At 65.2% G+C, this 20,534-nt stretch carries 20 protein-coding genes; 13 read left to right on the top strand and 7 right to left on the bottom strand.

Annotated elements, in window-relative coordinates; translation table 11 throughout:
• Positions 1 to 36 precede the first annotated feature (36 nt).
• Both AC1TQG_RS01190 and AC1TQG_RS01185 read left to right on the top strand, forming a co-directional pair.
• A complete protein-coding gene (locus tag AC1TQG_RS01190; protein WP_482135128.1) occupies positions 37 to 867 on the top strand; it encodes an ABC transporter ATP-binding protein in 831 nt (276 codons plus the stop codon).
• The gene (locus AC1TQG_RS01185) at positions 864 to 1,679 is read left to right on the top strand and encodes an NUDIX hydrolase (protein WP_482135127.1); all 816 of its coding nucleotides are present in this window, start codon (positions 864 to 866) and stop codon (positions 1,677 to 1,679) included. Before AC1TQG_RS01190 ends, AC1TQG_RS01185 begins: the two co-directional genes overlap by 4 nt.
• A gap of 41 nt (positions 1,680 to 1,720) precedes the next feature.
• Here AC1TQG_RS01185 and AC1TQG_RS01180 read toward each other — a convergent pair whose 3' ends face one another.
• Both AC1TQG_RS01180 and ligD read right to left on the bottom strand, forming a co-directional pair.
• Positions 1,721 to 2,116 carry a hypothetical protein gene (locus AC1TQG_RS01180; protein ID WP_482135126.1) on the bottom strand — a complete coding sequence of 132 codons (396 nt, stop codon included), beginning with the start codon at positions 2,114 to 2,116 and terminating at the stop codon, positions 1,721 to 1,723.
• 291 nt (positions 2,117 to 2,407) lie between these two features.
• Positions 2,408 to 3,373, bottom strand: a complete 966-nt coding sequence (gene ligD, locus AC1TQG_RS01175; protein ID WP_482135125.1) for a non-homologous end-joining DNA ligase — start codon at positions 3,371 to 3,373, stop codon at positions 2,408 to 2,410.
• A 46-nt stretch (positions 3,374 to 3,419) separates the two neighbouring features.
• Between ligD and AC1TQG_RS01170 the strand changes: the two genes are divergently transcribed.
• On the top strand, positions 3,420 to 4,208 hold the full coding sequence (locus tag AC1TQG_RS01170) for an enoyl-CoA hydratase/isomerase family protein (protein ID WP_482135124.1): 789 nt from the start codon (positions 3,420 to 3,422) through the stop codon (positions 4,206 to 4,208).
• 46 nt (positions 4,209 to 4,254) lie between these two features.
• The gene (locus AC1TQG_RS01165) at positions 4,255 to 5,220 is read left to right on the top strand and encodes a class I SAM-dependent methyltransferase (protein WP_482135123.1); all 966 of its coding nucleotides are present in this window, start codon (positions 4,255 to 4,257) and stop codon (positions 5,218 to 5,220) included.
• A gap of 68 nt (positions 5,221 to 5,288) precedes the next feature.
• Here AC1TQG_RS01165 and AC1TQG_RS01160 read toward each other — a convergent pair whose 3' ends face one another.
• Positions 5,289 to 6,023: an HNH endonuclease family protein gene (locus tag AC1TQG_RS01160; RefSeq protein ID WP_482135122.1), complete on the bottom strand. Its 735-nt coding sequence runs from the start codon at positions 6,021 to 6,023 to the stop codon at positions 5,289 to 5,291.
• A 36-nt stretch (positions 6,024 to 6,059) separates the two neighbouring features.
• On the opposite strand from AC1TQG_RS01160, the gene AC1TQG_RS01155 reads away from it, so the two are divergent.
• On the top strand, positions 6,060 to 7,250 hold the full coding sequence (locus AC1TQG_RS01155) for a class I SAM-dependent methyltransferase (protein ID WP_482135121.1): 1,191 nt from the start codon (positions 6,060 to 6,062) through the stop codon (positions 7,248 to 7,250).
• A gap of 17 nt (positions 7,251 to 7,267) precedes the next feature.
• Here the strand turns inward: AC1TQG_RS01155 and AC1TQG_RS01150 are convergent, their stop codons facing one another.
• Complete coding sequence (locus tag AC1TQG_RS01150; protein ID WP_482137220.1) at positions 7,268 to 8,605, bottom strand: outer membrane protein assembly factor BamB family protein; 1,338 nt, start codon at positions 8,603 to 8,605, stop codon at positions 7,268 to 7,270.
• Positions 8,606 to 8,707: 102 nt separating this feature from the next.
• On the opposite strand from AC1TQG_RS01150, the gene AC1TQG_RS01145 reads away from it, so the two are divergent.
• Entirely contained in the window at positions 8,708 to 9,463 is a 756-nt protein-coding gene (locus tag AC1TQG_RS01145) for an acyltransferase (protein WP_482135120.1), read from the top strand.
• A 28-nt stretch (positions 9,464 to 9,491) separates the two neighbouring features.
• Here AC1TQG_RS01145 and AC1TQG_RS01140 read toward each other — a convergent pair whose 3' ends face one another.
• The 3 genes from AC1TQG_RS01140 to AC1TQG_RS01130 are packed head-to-tail and all read right to left on the bottom strand — an operon-like array spanning position 9,492 to position 13,196.
• On the bottom strand, positions 9,492 to 10,784 hold the full coding sequence (locus AC1TQG_RS01140; RefSeq protein ID WP_482135119.1) for a glycosyltransferase family 4 protein: 1,293 nt from the start codon (positions 10,782 to 10,784) through the stop codon (positions 9,492 to 9,494).
• 31 nt (positions 10,785 to 10,815) lie between these two features.
• Positions 10,816 to 12,351 (bottom strand): 1,4-alpha-glucan branching protein domain-containing protein, encoded by a 1,536-nt coding sequence (locus AC1TQG_RS01135; RefSeq protein WP_482137219.1) that lies wholly within the window; start codon positions 12,349 to 12,351, stop codon positions 10,816 to 10,818.
• A 41-nt stretch (positions 12,352 to 12,392) separates the two neighbouring features.
• Positions 12,393 to 13,196 carry a class I SAM-dependent methyltransferase gene (locus AC1TQG_RS01130; protein ID WP_482135118.1) on the bottom strand — a complete coding sequence of 268 codons (804 nt, stop codon included), beginning with the start codon at positions 13,194 to 13,196 and terminating at the stop codon, positions 12,393 to 12,395.
• A 225-nt stretch (positions 13,197 to 13,421) separates the two neighbouring features.
• On the opposite strand from AC1TQG_RS01130, the gene AC1TQG_RS01125 reads away from it, so the two are divergent.
• From AC1TQG_RS01125 to AC1TQG_RS01095, 7 genes are all read left to right on the top strand, one after another.
• The gene (locus AC1TQG_RS01125; protein ID WP_482135117.1) at positions 13,422 to 14,207 is read left to right on the top strand and encodes an electron transfer flavoprotein subunit beta/FixA family protein; all 786 of its coding nucleotides are present in this window, start codon (positions 13,422 to 13,424) and stop codon (positions 14,205 to 14,207) included.
• Positions 14,208 to 14,258: 51 nt separating this feature from the next.
• Entirely contained in the window at positions 14,259 to 15,215 is a 957-nt protein-coding gene (locus AC1TQG_RS01120) for an electron transfer flavoprotein subunit alpha/FixB family protein (protein ID WP_482135116.1), read from the top strand.
• A 142-nt stretch (positions 15,216 to 15,357) separates the two neighbouring features.
• Positions 15,358 to 16,167 (top strand): GNAT family N-acetyltransferase, encoded by an 810-nt coding sequence (locus AC1TQG_RS01115; RefSeq protein WP_482135115.1) that lies wholly within the window; start codon positions 15,358 to 15,360, stop codon positions 16,165 to 16,167.
• Positions 16,164 to 17,219 (top strand): lysophospholipid acyltransferase family protein, encoded by a 1,056-nt coding sequence (locus AC1TQG_RS01110; protein ID WP_482135114.1) that lies wholly within the window; start codon positions 16,164 to 16,166, stop codon positions 17,217 to 17,219. The genes AC1TQG_RS01115 and AC1TQG_RS01110 overlap by 4 nt, the downstream gene beginning before the upstream one ends.
• Positions 17,138 to 18,349, top strand: coding sequence for a cysteine desulfurase family protein (locus AC1TQG_RS01105; RefSeq protein ID WP_482135113.1), 1,212 nt, complete (start codon positions 17,138 to 17,140; stop codon positions 18,347 to 18,349). Before AC1TQG_RS01110 ends, AC1TQG_RS01105 begins: the two co-directional genes overlap by 82 nt.
• Positions 18,349 to 19,488, top strand: coding sequence for a tRNA 2-thiouridine(34) synthase MnmA (gene mnmA / locus AC1TQG_RS01100; RefSeq protein WP_482135112.1), 1,140 nt, complete (start codon positions 18,349 to 18,351; stop codon positions 19,486 to 19,488). Before AC1TQG_RS01105 ends, mnmA begins: the two co-directional genes overlap by 1 nt.
• Positions 19,485 to 20,498, top strand: a complete 1,014-nt coding sequence (locus AC1TQG_RS01095; protein ID WP_482135111.1) for a uroporphyrinogen decarboxylase/cobalamine-independent methonine synthase family protein — start codon at positions 19,485 to 19,487, stop codon at positions 20,496 to 20,498. The genes mnmA and AC1TQG_RS01095 overlap by 4 nt, the downstream gene beginning before the upstream one ends.
• Positions 20,499 to 20,534 lie beyond the last annotated feature (36 nt).

The following is a 20,534-nucleotide window of genomic DNA, read 5'->3' as shown; positions in this document are numbered from 1 at the left end:
GCCCTGTGAGCCGATGCCGTGCGGCACGATAGGGGGGTGCGTGAAACGGATCCGGACCTGCTGATCGACTTTGAAGATGTGGTGCTGCGACGTGAGGGAAACAACCTCGTCGGGCCCATCACCTGGAAGGTGGAACTCGACGAACGGTGGGTGATCCTCGGACCCAACGGCGCGGGCAAGACCTCGCTGATGCGGATGGCTTCCGCCGAAACCCATCCGAGCAGCGGAAGTGCGTTTCTGCTCGGGGAGCCGGTCGGGCGCACCGAGGTGCGGGAGCTGACCGCGCGGATCGGCGTGACGTCGGCGATGCTCGCCGATCGCATCCCCGCCGACGAAGTGGTCAGTGACCTGGTGGTCTCCGCCGGTTACGCGGTCCTGGGTCGTTGGAAAGAGGTCTACGACCAGGTCGATCGAGATCAGGCGCTGGAGATGCTGGAATCGATGGGTGCCGAGCATCTGGCGAACCGGAAGTTCGGCACGCTGTCCGAAGGCGAGCGCAAGCGAGTGCTGGTGGCGCGGGCGCTGATGATCAATCCCGAACTGCTCCTGCTCGACGAACCGGCGGCCGGACTCGACCTCGGTGGTCGTGAAGAACTGGTGGCGCGCCTGGAGGTGCTGGCCGCCGACCCCGATGCTCCTGCGACCGTTCTCGTGACACATCATGTGGAAGAGATCCCCAACGGGTTCACACACGCGATGCTGCTGAAGGAGGGCGTGGTGGTGGCACAGGGACTGGTGGAAGACGTCGTGACGTCGGCGAACCTGTCGGCGGCGTTCAGCCAGTCGATCGTCCTGACCAGGTCGGGTGGCCGTTACTTCGCCAGGCGATCGCGTCGCGCGGGCGGGCACCGGCGGCGTGCAGAATGAGTAGGTTCACCTTCGCGGAGGATCCGGAATCGGTCCCGATCCGCGGTGCCGCGACCGTGGTGCTGATTCGCGAGAATCCGCAACCCGAGACCCCGATCGACGTATTTCTGATGCGCCGGGTCAAAGCCATGGACTTCGCAGGCGGCGTGACCGTCTTTCCCGGCGGCGGCGTCGACCCTCGCGATGCCGAGGCCGACCTTGCCTGGGTCGGTCCGGATGAGCACTGGTGGGCAGAGCAGTTCCACACCGATGCGGCGACCGCACAAGAGTTGGTGTGCGCGGTGGTCCGGGAGCTGTTCGAAGAGTGCGGTGTGTTGCTGGCCGCCGACGCCGACGGAACATTTCCCGACACCTCGGCGCTGAGCGCGGACCGTGCGGCGCTGGTCGACAAGTCGCTGTCGTTTGCCCAGTTCCTCCGCGACCATCAGTTGCTGCTGCGGGCCGATCTGCTGCGTCCGATGGCGCACTGGATCACCCCGCTCGGAGAGCGCAGGCGCTACGACACCCGCTTCTTCCTCGCGGTACTCCCGCAGGGGCAGCACGCCGACGGCGAGACCACCGAGGCGTCCGAGAGTGGCTGGAGCACACCGGCGGCGGCGCTCGCGGACTGGGAGGCGGGCAACACGCTGCTCTTGCCGCCGACCTGGGCGCAACTGCGCGACCTGACCGAATGCGGCAGCGTCGACGAAGCACTCACCCGTGAGCGGACCATCCAGGCCATCGAGCCCACCCTCGTCTCGACCGGCGAACGCGTCCGGATCGTGTTCGATGAAGAAGATGTCTACGGCGTCGAGCGCACGTTCCTGAAGTGACCTGACCGGTCGATCGATAGGCGCGCATCACCTCAGAGCGGTCAGATTTCTTCCAAATCGTCGGCTGTGTCGAAAATTAGCATTGCGATGACATTCCGCGAGGCCTCGACCGCATCGCGAGTTCGCTTCGGTGTCGTGATTGCCATGACGCCGCCCCCACTGTTCCGAATCGACAAACCGAGCGTGTAGGCGGACGTGACCAGAAATGCTCCGACGACAAGCAGGACCGGAGTGAGTACGTAGGCGACCGGGCCCGCCGTCGGCACCGACAACACCGACAAGAGCCCGGCAATCAAGACCAGGACACCGACAGTGAATCTGCGCGCATTGACCGCCACGCCGCTGGCCACCTCACTGACGTCGGCGAGCGGACAGAAAGTCTCGGTGTATCCCGCGGGGAAGACGCCAAGAACGATCTGCGGATGGCGAACGATCACACGGCAATCGGTCACCACCAGTGTCGATTTCAGGTTGGGAAAGATGGTAGAGACCAAAGTCGATTCAACGGGAAAGTCGGCAGAGTGTGTTACATCCTCGCCGGGCATCAGGTAAATGTCGCTGGCAGACGCCATCGTGGAACTCACTCTCGATCGGGATGTAAGCGTCGCCGCCATTCCCGCAATCCCATCGGAATCGCGCCGATCGGGTCAATCGGACGAACGAACCACTATCTTCAGGCAGTGGCTTCTACTCAATGCCGAGTGGGCCGAAACCGACGCGATCGTCGGTCATTCGGGATCGGGTATGGGTTCGGCGCCTTCACGCTCGTCACGGTCGGCCCACTCGAGCAGCGTGTCCAGGCGATACGCCTTGTCGTCGATCTCGGCGTGTAGATCGCCGAGGTCGGCAAAGCGGGCCGGGACGGTGGCGATCGTGAACCCCGCAGGCTCGACGTCGTCGATCTCGTCCCAGGTGATCGGTGTCGAGACAGTGCCCTCGGGGTTGCCGCGCACCGAATAGGCGCCGGCGATGGTGTGGTCGCGGGTGTTCTGGTTGTAGTCGACGAAAACAGTTGTCGGGTCGCGGTCTTTGCGCCACCACGTGGTGGTGACCTCGGAGGGCGCGCGACGCTCGACCTCACGGGCAAACGCGTGCGCCGCCCGACGGACATCGGCAAAACCCCATTCGGGTTCGATGCGGACGTAGATGTGCAGACCCGAACCCCCCGAGGTTTTGGGGAAGCCGCGGATCCCGAGGTCGTCGAGCACCTCATGGGCGACGTGTGCGCTGCGGCGGACCCGGTCGAATGAACAGTCCGGCATCGGATCGAGGTCGATCCGCCACTCGTCGGGCTTCTCGGTGTCGAAGCGGCGGGAGTTCCATGGGTGGAACTCGACGGTCGACATCTGCACGGCCCAGATCACGCTGCCCAGTTCGGTCACGCAGACTTCGTCGGCGGTCCTGCCGAACCGGGGGAAGTAGATGTTGACGGTTTCGAGCCAGTCGGGGGCACCGGCGGGGATCCGCTTCTGATGGACTTTCTGGCCGGCCACCCCCTTGGGATACCGGTGCAACATGCAGGGTCGATCCCGCAATGCGCGCACGATGCCGTCGCCGACCGAAAGGTAATAGTGGACGAGGTCGAGCTTGGTTTCACCGCGCGCCGGGAAGTACACGCGCTGTGGACTCGAGACGCGGACGAGGCGCTCACCGACCTGGACCTCAACCGGCTCGCCGTGCGAGCTTGTTGCCATTACCCGACAGTAGGGTATCGGCGGTGGACCCGGTAGCCTGCCAGGCATGCCTGAGTTCGTATCGTTGCAGACCTCCGAGGACTTTCCCGGGGTCGGAACCATCCTCCTGAATCGCCCGCCGATGAACGCGCTGAGCCGTCAGGTCCAGACCGAATTGGCCGAGGCCGCCCGCGAGGCGACCCTGCGCGATGACATCAAATCCGTGGTTGTCTACGGCGGACCCAAGGTCCTCGCGGCCGGTGCCGACATCAAAGAGATGAACGACATGGATTACGCCGAGATGCGCAAGGTGGCCGGTCGGCTGCAGCGCGACATCGGTTCGATCTCGACCATCCCGAAGCCCACGGTCGCGGCCATCACCGGCTACGCGCTCGGTGGCGGACTCGAAGTGGTGCTCGGCGCGGACCGCCGGATCGCTGGCGACAACGCGAAGCTCGGCGTGCCCGAGGTCCTGCTCGGCCTGATCCCCGGTGGCGGTGGCACACAGCGTCTCGCACGTCTGATCGGACCGGCCAAGGCCAAGGACCTCGTCTTCACCGGACGTTTCGTCGGTGCCGCCGAAGCCCTGGAGATCGGTCTGGTCGATGAGGTCGTCGCACCCGATGAGGTATACAACGCAGCCCTCAAGTGGGCCTCCCAGTTCAGCGGTGCGGCCAGTGTTGCGATCGCGGCCGCCAAGGCTGCCATCGACGAGGGCCTGGACACCGACCTGACCACCGGCCTGAAGATCGAAGAGCACGTCTTTGCGGCGCTGTTCGCCACCGAGGACCGCAAGATCGGCATGGCTTCGTTCATCGAGAACGGGCCGGGCAAAGCAAAGTTCCTCGGTAAATAGGCACCTCGGTAAATCAGCACATCGATGCGAAAGTGGTTGTAGAGCTATGACTTCGTCTCCCAACGATCCCGCGCCCAACCCGCACGCAACCGCGGACGAGGTGCAGGCGGCATTGCACGACAGCAAGCTCGCCCAGGTGCTCTACCACGACTGGGAAGCCGAGTCGTATGACGACAAATGGTCGATCAGTTACGACGAGCGCTGCATCGACTACGCCCGTGGACGTTTCGACGCGGTGGCAGGTGACGAGCCGTTGCCGTACGAGCGCGCCCTCGAATTGGGTTGTGGCACCGGATTCTTCCTGCTGAACCTGATGCAGGGCGGTATCGCCAAGAAGGGGTCGGTCACCGACCTGTCACCGGGCATGGTCAAGGTCGCCCTGCGTAACGCCGAGCACCTGGGTCTGGACGTCGACGGCCGGGTCGCCGACGCCGAGACGATCCCGTACGAGGACAACACGTTTGATCTCGTGGTCGGGCACGCTGTGCTGCACCACATTCCGGACGTCGAGAAATCGCTACGCGAGGTCGTCCGGGTGCTCAAGCCGGGCGGCCGATTCATCTTCGCCGGCGAGCCGTCGACGATCGGTGACTTCTACGCACGCTGGTTGTCCCGGGCCACCTGGGCTGCCACCACCACCGTCACCAAGTTCGGTCCACTGCAGAGCTGGCGCCGGCCGCAGGCAGAGCTCGATGAGTCGTCGCGGGCCGCAGCACTCGAAGCGGTTGTCGACATCCACACGTTCGATCCGAGTGACCTCGAGAAGATGTCGCGCTCGGCCGGTGCGGTGAACGTCAAGACCGCAACCGAAGAGTTCGCAGCAGCGATGCTCGGATGGCCGGTGCGTACCTTCGAGGCAGCGGTCCCGCCCGGAAAGCTCGGTTGGGGCTGGGCGCGTTTCGCCTTCGGTGGCTGGAAGAACCTCACCTGGTTGGACGAGAACGTCCTCCGCAAGGTCGTCCCCCCGAAGTTCTTCTACAACGTCATTATCACCGGCACCAAGCCCGAGTAAAAACCGGAAGTGGTGGGTTCTGGCGAGTAAATGCGCAGGTCGCGCTCACCAGAACCCACCAACTTCGGTCAGCAGGTAGTCAGGATCTGGGTCATCGCTTCCTTTTCGGCAGCGGTGACCCAGATGTCGTAGCGGGCCTTCACGTCGATCTGGCGGGCGACGTAGGTGCACCGATAGGCATTGCTCGGCGGTAGCCAGGTGGCGGCGTCGCCGGCACCCTTGCGTGAATTGGTGGGACCGTCGGTGGCCTGAAGGTTCATCGGATCGTTGGCGAGATCGGTGCGCCGCTCGGGAGTCAGTTGCTGCGCACCCTTCTGCCAGGCATCTGACAATGCGACAACATGATCGATCTGCACTGCGGTAGAGGTCTTTTCGCCGCGGACGAAGTCGATGGTCCTGCCCGTGTACGGATCGAAGAGCACTCCGGTCAGGATCACACACTCCCGGGTGCCGGGCCTGGCGGTGACCTCGGTGAGGTCGCGGCGCAGGATGTCGTTGCGGGTGTCACATCCGTTGTGGCCGAACTCCACATTCACGTCGTCGGTCCAGGATTGTCCGAACTCGTCACGGGCGTAACCGGTTTTGGGTGCCCGGCCCTTGACCGCCAGCATCTCCAATTGGGTACGGGCAGCGTCGAAATCACTCGATACCGGTGCGGCGGCTTCTATTGGGGTGAGCTGCGGTGTGGCTGAAGGTGGGGCTGATACGAGGGTGTCGCCGGATATTTCCGTACAGGCGACTCCTCCGATCACGGCCGCGATCACAACTGCCAGGATTCCCGCGCCCCGAGATTTACTACTCACGATCTCCTCGAATTCGACATCGTTACAGTTATACCCGTGGGCTACGACTTCTCGATCGACGACGTTGCATATCTGCGTTCCGATGCCGGACGCAGCGCCCTGGCGTTCGCTGATTCGCTTGTGCTGCAACCCGACACGATGCTCGGTGACATCGACAAACTTGCACGGAGTTTCTCGCCACATCAGGCAGTGCTGGTCGAGACGGTCACGTTGCGGCGCAAGGCCGTTGGCAAACTTCGTGACCCCGAGCGCCTGCTGCTGACCGTGGATGCGTTGCAGCAGGCGACCGCCTATCCGGTGGCCGATCACCGGGCGACCGAACTCGCAGCGCGCTATCCGGGGGCCACAGTTCACGACGTCACCTGCTCCATCGGCGCTGACCTCGCCGCACTGGCCCGAGAGGACGGCCTCGGCGAGGTCATCGGCAGCGACCTCGACGAGGTGCGATTGGCGATGGCCGAGAACAACGTCCCCGCAGCGACGCTGCGTCGGGCAGATGCGTTGGTGCCCAGTAGTGATGCCGACGTGTTCATCGCCGACCCGGCCCGACGTAGCGGCGGCCGGCGCAGCTTCCGTATCGAGGACACCGAACCGCCGCTGCTGGACGTCCTCGACGTCTATGCCGGCAAACCACTGGTGGTGAAGTCGGCACCCGGCCTGGACTACGACCTGTTGCGCGAGCGCCATGGATTCACCGGTGAGGTGCAAGTGGTTTCGCTCGACGGGGGAGTCCGTGAGGCCTGCCTGTGGACCGAGCCGACACCTGGCGTCACGCGCCGCGCCACCGTGATCCGCACACAAGGCAACAGCTTTGAGGTCACGGATGCTGCCGATGACAGTGCCGGTGTCGATGATGCCGGCACCTGGATCATGGATCCCGACGGTGCAGTGGTCCGCGCGGGTCTGGTGCGGCACTACGGCAAAGCCCATGATCTGTGGCAGCTCGATCCCCAGATCGCGTACCTCAGTGGCGACGAATTACCGGTCGGGGAGCGGGGCTGGCGGGTGCTGGAACAGCTTTCCTACTCCGAGAAACAGCTCAAACGCCGACTGGCCGAACTCGACTGCGGCGCAGTGGAGATCCTGGTGCGCGGCATCGACGTCGACCCCGATGCCCTGCGGAAGCGGCTGAAGCTCAAGGGTTCACAGTCGCTGGCGGTGGTGATCACCCGTATCGGCCGTCGCGGGGTCATGTTCATCTGCGAGGCAGGCCTCCGCCGCGCCTGACGCGCTGGCAGGGTGGGTCAGTTCTTGGGGGAGTCGAAAAAGAAGACCTCGCCGAGATGGGTGGCAACGGCCACCTGGCCCGATGCGGATACGGCAACACCGGTGGTGAAACCGACTGCGCCCGGAATGTCGAGGGTGCGTTTGGTGGTGCCGTCACGGGAGTTCAGCTCGGTCAGGGTGAGGTTGTCCTCGCCGGGCTCACGAACCACGGTCCACGCGGTCCCCGAGTTGGTCAGCGTTGCCAGGCTGACCGATCGCAGATCGGTGCGCTCCCACACCGGAACGGCCTTGTCGCCTTCGTCGCGGAAGGCCCGGACGGGGGAATTGAGCGGCCCGGTCGGGATGAACAGTCCGTCCGGGGCCACCGTCATCGTGGCGAAGCCGAAGTTGCCGACGAAGTAATCCCATTTCGGCTCACCGGTCTGCGCGTCCAGCGCGTAGATGCTGCCGAGGCGGTTGAACACGTACAGCGTGGAGCGGTCGATGGACAGAGTCGGCGGCCCGATCACGCCACCGGGGATCTCTGCACTCCAGGCTTCGCGGATGGAGCGACTGCCGTCCTGCTCGCCGTAATCGAAAGCACGGACGCCGGAAGCGATCTCGCCTTTCGGCCAGAAGTTGAGGTAGAAGCGATCGCGGTTGTCGTCGACGGCAGGTGCTGCCTGAACGGGGCACGCAGGCCCGCCCGTGATGCAGTCTCCGAGACCCTCGAGTGGTTTGGTGGGGTCGACGCCGGGCACCAACGCGATCCCGGGGGCTTGCAATTTGCCGGTCTGCGAGTCGAACAGCAGGACCTGTCCGAGGTGACTGACCATCAGTACCGAACCGGGGCCTGCGAACTTGGCCGAAACCGGGACCCCGACGACCCCGAACTGCCATCTGGTGTCGCCGCTACCGGTGAGACCGAAGAACGTCCCGGCCCGGCCGATGTAGATGTTCTCGTATTGATCGACGAGCATCGAGTTCAGGTCGACACCGTCTCCGAGGTATTTGCAGAAGTTCTTGCGACCGGCACGCTGGTCGAACTGGAAGGTGTTGCAGCCGCCGTCGGTGGTGGCGGTGACGTTGACATTGGAACGCCCGGAGATCGTCAGGGGAGCACTGATCTGGCCACCGACCGGCCGCGACCACGACAACGTGAGGTCACTGCGGATCTCGGGGTAGGCGAAGTTGGAGTTCTGCGCGTTGCCGCCGTAGCTCGACCAGCCCGCGCTGGCCACGGACCGGACATCGTCCACACCGTCCGAACAAGAGCTCAGGAGTACGGCGAGAATCGGCACCAACACCGCGGCAGCCCGCGCAATCACCCGGCGCCCGGACCGTTTGGTGGTCGAGCTCCGCCGCGTCTCCATCATCCTCATCGTGACTCTTGCGTCCCTTCGCCTTGATCGGGCCTGAGCCTATCGCGCGGGACCCACGACCTCGGGTATCGGCGTCCCCCGTTAGTCTTCGTAGCCATGACGAGCATGTGGAATGCGCCACTGCGTCGCCGGTGGCGTGCAGGTCTGCGAGGCGATGACGGGCAGGCCCGCTTCCTGACCCGTGATTCGCTGCGCTGGGTGGTGCAGAACAGGGCCTATACCCCCTGGTACCTGGTCCGGTACTTCCGGTTGCTGCGGTTCAAGATGGCCAATCCGCACATCATCCTGCGGGGCATGGTGTTTCTTGGCAAGAACGTCGAGATCCATTCGACTCCCGAGCTCGCCCGCATGGAGATCGGTCGCTGGGTCCATATCGGCGACGGCAATTCCATCCGCTGTCACGAGGGTTCGTTGCGGATCGGTGACAAGGTTGTCTTCGGTCAGAACAACGTTGTGAACGCCTACGTCGACATCGAGATCGGGGCATCCACGTTGGTTGCCGACTGGGTGTACATCTGCGACTTCGACCACAAGATGGACGACATCACCGTGGCGATCAAAGACCAGGGCATCGTGAAGGGCCCGGTGCGGGTCGGCCCGGACACCTGGATCGCGACCAAGGTTTCCGTCCTGCGCAACACGATCGTCGGACGCGGATGCGTCCTGGGAGCCCACGCCGTGGTGAAGGGCACTATCCCGGACTTCTCCATCGCCGTCGGATCACCGGCCCGCGTGGTCAAGAACCGCAAGGATGATTGGGCGTCGAACGCGCAGGAGCGTGCCGAACTCGAGCGCGCCCTGGCCGATATCGAACGCAAAAAGGCTGCCGCGCAGGCATCCCGGAAACACTAGTCGGGCAGGAACCCGGCGCGCGTCGGCGTCAGTCGACGGGGAGTGCGGCGACCACGGGGACCGCCGGGTCACGTTCGGGCAGTGGACGTTCGACGATGTCGGGTCGGCCCATTGGACGCCGGATGCGGCGTTTCGCAGCGAGGTAGACCCCGGCGGTGCGTTCGGCGACCTGGTTCCAGGCAAAACCGTCGGCCACCCGGGCGCGGGCGGCGATGGCACGTTGCTGTGCGGCACCTGGATCGCCGAGGACCCCGCGGATCGCGGCCGTCAGACCCGTCACGTCGGCGGGTGCGAAACTCAGCCCCGTCACACCGTCGGTGACGGCTTCACCGAGCCCACCGGCGGTCGACGTGACCAGCGGGATGCCGGTCGCGGCCGCCTCGAGGGCGATCAGTCCGAACGGCTCGTATCGGCTGGGCAGGACGATCGCATCGCAGTCGTGCATCAGCGTGGTCAGGCCGATCCGGTCGACACTTCCGACCCACCGGATGGCCCGTGACACACGATGTTTGCGCGCGACCTCCTGCAGCCAGTCGAGCTGTGTGCCGTCGCCGGCGACAGTCAGTGTGGTGCCGGGGTATGTCCGGCGGATGCGGGCCAGCGCGGCAATCGCGTCCTGCAAACCCTTTTCGTACTCGAGGCGTCCGGCGTAGAGCAGGCTCGGCGGCCCACTGTTGGGGATGCGCTGAGCGAACGGCCAGGCCTGCACATCGATGCCGTTGTTGATGGTGTGGATCTCCGCGAGTTCCGGGCCGAACAGGCGGTTCACCTCGTCGTGCATCGATTGTGAGCAGGCGATCAACGCATCGGATTCGGCGGCGAGCCACCATTCGACCGAGTGGACCTGTCGATTCACCCGACCGCTGACCCAGCCGCTGTGCCTGCCGGCCTCGGTGGCGTGGATGGTGCTGACGAGCGGGACATCGAAGTGTTCGGCCAGCGCGATCGCCGGGTGGGCGACGAGCCAGTCGTGGGCATGAACCACGTCGGGAATCCATGGGCCTTCGGCGTCAAGGTTCTTCCAGTCACCCAACCTGAGCCCGGCGCGCAGGAGTGAGTGCCCCATCGCGAGGGTCCAGGCCATCATGTCGTCGCCGAAGACGAAGTGCGGCGGATCCTCGGCCACGGCGATCACGCGAACACCCTCGTTGTCGGCGTCGGTGCCGGGATGGGTCAGTCCGTCGCTGCCGCCGGGTTGCCGCGATAGCACCACCACGTCGTGTCCGGCGCGGGCGAGTTCGACGGCGAGATGGTGCACATGCCTGCCCAGGCCCCCGACCACCACGGGTGGGTACTCCCACGACACGATCAGAACCTTCATGCTGCCCCCGCCATCCGAATCTCGTGCAATCTCATAGTGATTCCCGCCCCGCAAAATTCAATCGACGTGCATCGAGTCCGGCAAACAGGTTGTCGGCCCGGTTCCATTGCGACGAAAGTTGTGCCGCAACCGATTCCCGCCCTCGGTCGGCGGCATCACAGATCTCCCGTGTCGCGTGGGCATGGGTGTAGAGACGATTGCGGGCGTAATCGGCCGCGGTCTGTTTGGACACCATGAACGGCCAGTCCGATGACAGGGTCATCAGTGTCTCGCGCAGGATCTGATCGCTGACATGATCACGCATGGGCTGTTGATCGCGGCGCTTCTGGACGGTGGCCAGTGCCGCCGACACCACCTCGGCGTTGATCCTCACCAGGTCTTCGACGACCGGACCGTTCCACACCCGCCAGTCCTTGCCGGAACCCCAGGACGACTCGCTCAGCTCCACCGGCGCCCCGACATAACCCTCGTCGCGTGCGGTTTTCAGTGTGCCGACGGTGATCCCGGCCTCGGGCAGGGCGCGCAGGACGGCTTCGAGCCACTGCGGTCCCTCGTGCCACCAGTGACCGAACAGTTCGGTGTCGAACGCGGCGACCACATGTGCCGGACGGCCGATGCGTTCGCTCTCGCTGATCAATCGTTCGCGGACGCAGGTGACGAAGTCGTCGACGTGGCGGCGAAGCGCGGCCTGTGCGCGGGCCGGTTCGTAGGGCTTCTTGTCGGGGCCTGCGACGGTCCGTCCGGTGACCCGCGCCGGTTTCAGGCCGAATTGATGGTCGTACGTATGGAAGTCGCGGTAGGCGCTATTGCCCGGGTAGCCCGATTTCGGTGACCACACCCGATAGGACACCTGCAGGTCGCGGCCGAAGGCGACCACATTGCTGTCGCCGACTGTGCGGCCCAGGCCGGTGTCGCCGTGCAGGGCCGGTCCGTCGACCATGAAGTGCCGGACACCGGCGGCCTGGTAGTCCGTCTCCATGCCCGGCGCGTAGGCGCATTCCGGTGCCCAGATCCCCTCTGGGCGAGTGTTGAACCGTAGCTGCGCGTCGTACAGACCTTCGCGGAGCGAGAAATCTCGCAGTCGGGGATCGAGGAGTGGCGCAAACGGGTGGGCCAGCGGTCCGCCGAGCAACTCGATCGTGCCGGAGTCGACCACTGACCGGATCAGCGCGGAACCACCGTGGCGCCAATGTGTTTCGAAGTCGGTCAATGCAGCTGCGGCACTGCGGTATTCGCGGGTACCGAGCTCGTTGATCGATGCGGTGGGACGTGCTGCGCTGCCGGTGTCGGCGCGGGAGATCGCGGCCTCGGCGCCGCGGAGCTGCCAATCGGCGAGCCATTCGTACATCGAGGTCAGGCAGTGTGGATCGTCGAGCTGGGCGGCCAGGACCGGCGTGATGCCCAGCGTCAGCTGGTCGGTGAAGCCGTCGGCGGCGAGCCGTCGGAGCGCGGCGAACACCGGCTGGTACGACGCGGCCCACGATTGGTAGAGCCACTCTTCGCCGACCGGCCAGCGACCGTGATTGGCCAGCCAGGGCAGATGGGAGTGCAGCACCAGACTGAACATGCCCGGTGCCGGACTCGCCTTGTCTGGCAAGGCGTTGTCTCTCAAGGCTTCACCGCGATGAACAGCAGGTCGAGACTCGCATCGAGGTCGTTGGCAGTGATGTCGAAGTCGGAGGTCCCGACCCCGGCGACGTCGTCGGTCAGCTCCTGCGGCCATGGCTGCCCGGACAGGGCGCGTTCGATCTGGGCGTCGATGAACGAACCATCCCACTTGCTGTCGAGGGTGCGCATCCCGGCGCCGTGGAAGACCCCGAGTGTTTCGGTGACCGTGAAACCGGCGTCCTCGAGGAGTTCGCGCAGCTCGGCGGGATTCAGTTCGCGGGTATGGAAAGGATTGAGGGGGGTGTCGCGGCCGGGGGAGAAGGTGATCCGGTTGGGGGTCGAGATCAGGAGTTCGCCGCCGCGACGTAGGACGCGCAGACATTCGGCGATGAAAGCGGGCTGATCCCAGAGGTGTTCGATCACCTGGAAGTTCACGACCGTGTCCACCGATTCGGCCGCGATGGGCAACTCGATCAGGTTGGCCTGATGGATGGTCAGCTGCGGATAGCGGGCGCGGGTGTGCTGCACTGCGGACAGGTCGTAGTCGACACAGGTGACACCGGTGGCGACAGTCGAGATCAGGTCGGCGCCGTAGCCCTCCCCGGATCCGGCTTCGAGCACGTCTTTACCGCTGCAACGTTGCAGTATGAATTCATAGGCCACCTCGTGACGGCGGAACCAGTAGTTCTCCTCGTCGATCCCGGGAACCGTTCGTTCGCCGGTGAGGGCAAGCGTGGGCGCCGCCGATGCACCCGTGTCGGGCTGGGTGACGGTGTCCTGCGATCCACGCGTGCGGTTGGCCATTTAGGGGAGCCTAGTGGTCGCGGAGTCGGACCTGAAGGGCGACTTGGAACCGGAGTTCAGATCTTCGGCGCGGATCCGTCATGACCGTCGGAATGTGACGGAGGTCATTGTGACAGAATCGGGTGGTCGACCTCCTGTTAGTGCGCGCTAAGGTGGTACAGAACAAGGCGTACTTACCGACGGGTAAGTTGTCCAGAACCCTACGCAGGAGGTCGACGTAGACCCATGACAAATATTGTCGTTCTGATCAAGCAGGTCCCTGACACGTACTCCGAGCGGAAGCTCAGCGATGGTGACTACACACTCGATCGCGAAGCTGCCGACGCTGTGCTCGACGAGATCAACGAGAAGGCCGTCGAAGAGGCTCTGCAGATCAAGGAAGCCAACGGTGGCGAGGTGACCGTGCTGGCCGTTGGCCCCGCCCGCACCACCGATGCGATTCGCAAGGCGCTGTCGATGGGTGCTGACAAGGCCATCCACGTCCAAGATGATGCACTGCACGGCAGCGACGCCATCCAGACCGCATGGGTTCTCGCCCGTGCGCTGGGCACTGTCGAAGGTGTCGAACTGGTCATCGCAGGTAACGAGGCCACCGACGGCCGCGTCGGCGCCGTGCCCGCGATCATCGCCGAGTACCTCGAACTGCCGCACCTGACCCACCTGCGCAAGCTGACCGTCGACGGCGAGAAGCTGACCGGTGAGCGGGAGACCGACGACGGCATCTTCCACCTCGAGTCGGCTCTGCCCGCGATCGTCAGCGTCGGCGAGAAGATCAACGAACCCCGCTTCCCGTCCTTCAAGGGCATCATGGCGGCGAAGAAGAAAGAGGTTCTCACTCTTTCGCTTGCAGACATCGGCGTCGAACCCGAAGAAGTTGGCCTGGCCAACGCCGGATCGACAGTCACCGCCTCGACCCCGAAGCCTGCGAAGACCGCAGGCGAAAAGGTCGTCGATGAGGGTGACGGCGGCACGAAGGTCGCCGAGTTCCTGGTCGGCCAGAAGATCATCTGATCTTTTCCGCCACACCCCACCACATCGACCACCATCCAAGGAGTAAAAGCCATGGCTGAAGTACTTGTCCTCGCTGAGCTGGACGCCGAAGGGGCCCTGAAGAAGGTCACCTCTGAGCTCATCACCGCTGCCCGCGCACTGGGCAGCCCGTCGGTGGTTGTCGCCGGCAAGCCCGGAACCGCCGACGCCGTCATCGACGGTTTGAAAGAAGCCGGCGCTGAAAAGGTCTACGTCGCAGAGTCCGACGCAGTCGACGGCTACCTCGTCACCCCAAAGGTCGACATCCTCGGCACCCTCGTCGAGCAGGCCGCTCCGGCCGGCGTGATCGTGGCTGCCACGGTCGACGGCAAGGAAATCGCGGGCCGTCTTGCTGCCCGTCTCGGTTCGGGTGTCCTCGCCGACGTCATCGACGTCAAAGAGGGCGGCATCGGCGTCCACTCGATCTTCGGCGGCGCGTACACCGTTGAGGCTCAGGCCGGCGGCGACGTCCCCGTGTTCTCGATCCGCCCCGGTGGTGTCGAGGCCGCTCCCGCGCCCGGCGCCGGTGAGCGTGTCGACATCGAGGTTCCCGAGGTTCCCGAAAACGCCGTCAAGATCACCAAGATCGAGCCGAACGTCGGTGGCGATCGCCCCGAGCTGACCGAGGCCACCATCGTGGTCTCCGGTGGCCGCGGCGTCGGCAGTGCCGAGAAGTTCTCCGTTGTCGAAGATCTCGCCGATTCGCTGGGTGCCGCTGTCGGCGCTTCGCGTGCGGCCGTCGACTCCGGTTACTACCCGGGACAGTTCCAGGTCGGTCAGACCGGTAAGACCGTGTCGCCCCAGCTCTATGTGGCACTTGGCATTTCCGGTGCGATCCAGCATCGGGCCGGCATGCAGACCTCGAAGACGATCGTCGCTGTCAACAAGGACGAAGAGGCACCCATCTTCGAGATCGCCGACTTCGGCATCGTCGGCGACCTGTTCAACGTCGCCCCGCAGCTGACCGAGGCTGTCAAGGCTCGTAAGTGAGCGCATAGCGCCGCCGCACTTCGCAGACAAACAGACGACCCTCCACCTTCGGGTGGGGGGTCGTTTGCTGTTCACCCACTCTGCACCGACACCTAACGTGTGCGCAGCCGCCCGGTACGGCGCGGTCGATACACCTATGCCCATGAGGACATCTGCCGCACTGCGCGACACCGCACTCGTCTCCGGCCCCACCTACAGCCTGTATCTGAGCAACGACCCCTCCGACGTCGACACCATCGCCGCCCTGCGCTACCGCGTCTTCGCCTGCGAACCAGGTTTCACCGCGCCGGCGTCGGCCATCGCGGATCAACGCGACACCGATCGCTTCGACGAACATTGCGATCACCTGGTGGTCCGACACAATCTGAGCGGGCACGTGGTCGGCAGCTACCGCCTGTTGCCGCCGCCGGGCGCGATTGCCGCGGGCGGACCTTATCTCGCAACCGAATTCGACATCACCGAACTCGACGGCATCGCACCACAAACCGTCGAGATGGGGCGCGCTTGCGTCGACGTCGCCCACCGATCCGGCGCGGTGCTGGCATTGATGTGGTCGGGCATCCTGGCCTACCTCGAGCACAGCGGATATCGCTATCTCATGGGCGCCACCTCGGTTCCCATCTCCGGCGATCCGTCGCGGGACCGTCCGGGCGCCCAGGTCCGCCGGATCCGCGATCACGTGCGCAACCGGCATGCCGGACCGTGGCAGGCCTTTCCACACCGCCGCGTCGAAATCGACGGAGTGCGTCTCGATGACATCGACCCGTCACCGAGGCTGCAGATGCCGCCACTGCTCACCGGTTACCTCCGAATGGGTGCGTGGATCTGCGGGGAGCCCGCCCACGACCCGGACTTCGGTGTCGCCGATTTCGTGACGGTCCTCGACGGCCGACTCGCCAACCGCAGATACCTGGACCGCCTGAGGCAGGCGACGTCCGGAACAGGGCGATGACCACCGCCGGTACGGCCATCGTGGCCGCGCCCCCAGCGGCTGCGCCCAGTGTTTCCGAGCCCACTGTCTCCGAACCCGCGGTGACCGGATCGCTGCGGCACGGCTGGTTCCCGGTCAGTGGCTGCGACAACAGCTGCGTCCGCCCAGGCGAGCACCAGGCCGGGCGGATTCGGCAGACCCGGCGGATCGTGGCGTTGCCACTGACCATCGGATTGGTTCTGGTGGTCGGTGTTGTCGTGACCTTCCTGCCCAGAGCGCTACGCACCCCGTATCTGCGGTTTGCCGCGCGCCGGTTGCTCGCCGCACTCGGGCTGGCCTTGGACATCGACAATCCGGCCGACGAGACGGCGGGAAGGATTTCAGGTGGCGGCCTCATCGTGGCCAACCACATTTCGTTCCTCGACATCCTGGCGCTGGCCGCGGTCAGTCCGGCACATTTTGTCGCCAAGTCCGAGGTGACCGGGTGGCCGGTGATCGGATGGCTGACCCGGGGTATCGGTGTCATCGGCCTGAGGCGTGAATCCTTGCGGGAATTGCCCGCGGTGGTCGACGAGGTGCGGGCCGAACTCGTTGCCGGGGACAGCGTCGGGGTGTTCCCCGAAGGAACCACCTGGTGCGGTCGCGGCGGCGGCCGATTCCGGCCGGCGTTCTTCCAGGCCGCGATCGATGCACAGGCGCCGGTGCGCCCGATGGTGGTGAGTTTCCACACATCGACAGGCGACGTCAGCACCGCACCCTGCTTCATCGGCGATGACACCATTGCCGACACGCTGCGCCGGGTGCTGCTCGCAAAAGGCCTGACCGTGCGGGTTCGACTCTGTGAGCTGCAGTTTTCCGGCGGTGATCGGCGTGAACTCGCGGCCCGCTGCGAGCGCATCGTGTTCGGGTTGCCGAATCTGAGTGATCGCGCCGACCGCAGCTCGGACGGTGGAAATATCGAGGGCGATGATGCGGTTATCCTTGGTTGGTTATGTTCTCCGCTGATCGCACGCCCATCTACCTCGACCACGCCGCGTCGACCATCATGGTCCCCGCCGCCGTCGTGGCGATGAATGAGCTCTTGGGGATCGCGGGCAACGCCTCGTCACTGCACGGATCCGGTCGCCGGGCCCGTCGTCGCCTGGAGGAATCACGCGAATCGATCGCGGCCTCACTGGGTGCACGGCCCTCCGAGGTGATCTTCACCGGTGGTGGCACCGAGAGCGACAACCTCGCCGTCAAGGGCATTTTCTGGGCGCGCAACAAGAATCCGGAGACTCCGCGCAAGCGGATCATCGCCTCGTCGATCGAACACCACGCGATCCTCGATCCGGTGCTCTGGCTCGCCGATTCCGAGGGCGCCGACGTGACATGGCTCCCGGTCGATGCCCAGGGACTCGTCGATCCGGCAGTCCTTCGCGCCGAGCTGTCAGCCCATGCCGAGCAGACCGCACTGGTCAGCGTGATGTGGGCCAACAACGAGATCGGTGCCATCGAGCCCATCGCGGAGTTGGCCGCCATCTGCCGCGAGTTCGGGGTGCCGATGCATTCCGATGCGATTCAGGCCGCCGGGCATCTGCCCATCGACTTCGGTGCCAGTGGCCTGTCGGCGATGAGTGTCACCGGACACAAGTTCGGTGGCCCCTACGGTGTCGGCGCGTTGCTACTCGGCCGCGACGTCGATTGTGTACCGCTGCTGCACGGCGGCGGACACGAGCGCGATGTTCGCTCTGGCACCCCCGACGTACCGGCCGCGGTGGGTATGGCTGTGGCGCTGGATGTTTCGGTGCGAGAACTCGATGTCACAATGCCTGCGGTCGCCGCGCTGCGTGATCGACTGTTCGAGGTGCTCGCCGAATCGAGCTCCGGATGTGTCATCAACGGACCGATCGGGCCGCAGCGACTTCCCGGAAATGTTCATGTTTCTTTCCCCGGCTGTGAAGGTGATTCGCTGTTGATGTTGCTCGACGCCAACGGTATTGAATGTTCGACCGGTTCGGCCTGCACCGCCGGTGTGGCGCGGGCGAGCCACGTGCTGACCGCGATGGGTGTCTCCACTGCCGATGCCCGTAGCTCCCTGCGCTTTTCGCTGGCACCGTCGACCACGGTCGACGAGATCGAGGCGGTCGGTGCGGTGATCGGCGAGGTCGTCGCTCGCGCACAGGCTGCCGGTATGGCCACGGCGATGGCGGGTGATCGCTGATGCGGGTACTCGCTGCCATGAGCGGTGGTGTCGACTCGGCAGTTGCCGCGGCTCGCGCCGTCGAGGCCGGACACGAGGTCGTCGGGGTGCACCTGGCGTTGTCGACCGCACCCGGCGCCCTGCGTACTGGTTCTCGCGGATGTTGTTCGCGTGAGGACGCCGACGATGCGCGCCGTGCCGCCGACGTCCTCGGGATCCCGTTCTACGTCTGGGACTTCGCCGACCGGTTCAAGGACGACGTCATCGACGAGTTCGTTGCCGCCTACGCCGCCGGGCAGACACCCAATCCCTGCTTGACCTGCAACGAGAAGATCAAGTTCTCCGCATTGTCCGAGCGGGCGATCGCATTGGGATTCGACGCGGTGGCCACGGGCCACTACGCCCGGCTCGAGAACGGGCAGCTGCGTCGGGCCGTCGACGACGACAAAGACCAGTCCTACGTGCTGGCAGTGCTGACCGCAGAGCAGCTTTCGCATGCGATGTTCCCGGTGGGCGACACCCCGAAGGATCAGATCCGCGCCGAAGCCGCCGCGAAAAACCTGTCCGTGGCCGACAAGCCGGATTCACACGACATCTGCTTCATCCCCACCGGAGATACCCGGGCCTTCCTCGGCGCCACCATCGGCGTGCGGCCGGGCAAGGTTGTCGACGCCGATTCCGGCGCCGAGCTCGCCGACCACGAGGGCGTCCACGGATTCACCATCGGTCAGCGCAAGGGCCTCGGTATCGAGGCGCCGGCGACCGACGGCAAGCCACGGTACGTCACCGAGATCGATCCCGATTCGGGCACGGTGACGGTCGGTTCTTCGGAACACCTCCAGGTATGGAGCATCACCGCCAACCGCGCGATCTGGACATCCGGCGAGACGCCGGCCGGGCCGTTCGAGGCGATGGTTCAGGTGCGGGCCCACGGCGGTTTGGCACCTGCGACGGTCGAGGCGATCGACGACGGCACCGACGGTGTCGAGGGTCCGGGAATCCGGATCCGACTGCAGGCCCCACTGACCGGTGTGGCCCGAGGGCAGGCGGCGGTTGTCTATCTACCGGATTCTGTCAACGGCGACCTGGTGGTCGGCAGTGGCCGCATCGTGGTGACCGGTTCGGTCCGCGGCGACCTGGTCAGCAGTTCCGGCGCGTGAGCATCCTGCCAGTCGGATCGGGCACAGGGGTCGGCTCGATGCCGGGCACCGATCCGCGGGTTGCCGCCGAGATCAGTGTCGGTGAAACAGAGTTCGCATTCCTTCCGGAATTGCCTGCTCGTGGGCTTGGTGCCGACATGGTCGGCCGGGCCGCAGTGCTCCTGGTGGACATGCCGATGGACGTCGTACCGTCGGGCTATCGGCTCTCGGGACGCCCATCGGGTCTGAGCCGCCGGGCCCGGGACTTCCTGGCCGCCGATCTCGATGCCTTCGAAGAAGCCTGGGAGCGGGCCGGTCTGACCGGTACCGACCGCACCGTCAAAGTGCAGGCGTGCGGGCCGTTCACGCTGGCCGCATCGGTGGAACTCGCCGGTGGCCACAAGATCCTCCGCGACGTGGGCGCGTGGTCCGATCTGGTCGAATCGATGGCCGAAGGCCTCCGGGTACACGCAAATGATGTCAGCAGGCGAACAGGCGCAAAGGTTGTCGTCCAGGTGGACGAACCGCTGATCGGCCGGGTGGTCGAGGGTTCGATCGAGCCGCTGACCCGGTTCAACATCATCAACCCGATCCCGGTGCAGACGGTCGCCGAGCACTACGACAACTTCATCACCGTGGTGGACCGCCCGGTGATCATGCACGACTGCTCATCCGCAGTGCAGTGGGATCTGCTGGCGCGGAGCCGCTTTGCCGCGATCAGCGTTGATCTTGCGCAGATCCGGACAGCGGATCTCGACGGGATCGGGCTGTTGCTCGACGAGGGCCGCGAGGTGGTGCTGGGCGCCGTACCGTCCACCGCGCCGGACAAAGAACTCGTTGCCGAGCAGGTGGCCGCCAACTGCGCGGAGCTGATCGACCGAATCGGGTTGTCCCGCAAAGTGTTGGCCGAGCAGATCGTCATCAGTCCCGGATGTGGTCTGGCCAAGGCCGACGCCGAATGGGCGAAGACCGCGCTCGCGTTGTGTGGCAAGGCAGCTCAAGGCCTACACGCCGATCCCACATCTGTCTGACCCCCGAGGTCGGACGGGGTTCGGGAACATTTCGGA

Source organism: Williamsia sp. Y844 (genome assembly GCF_056786475.1).
Note: the sequence above shows the minus strand (reverse complement) of the source record. Positions and strands in the feature narration are given on the sequence as shown.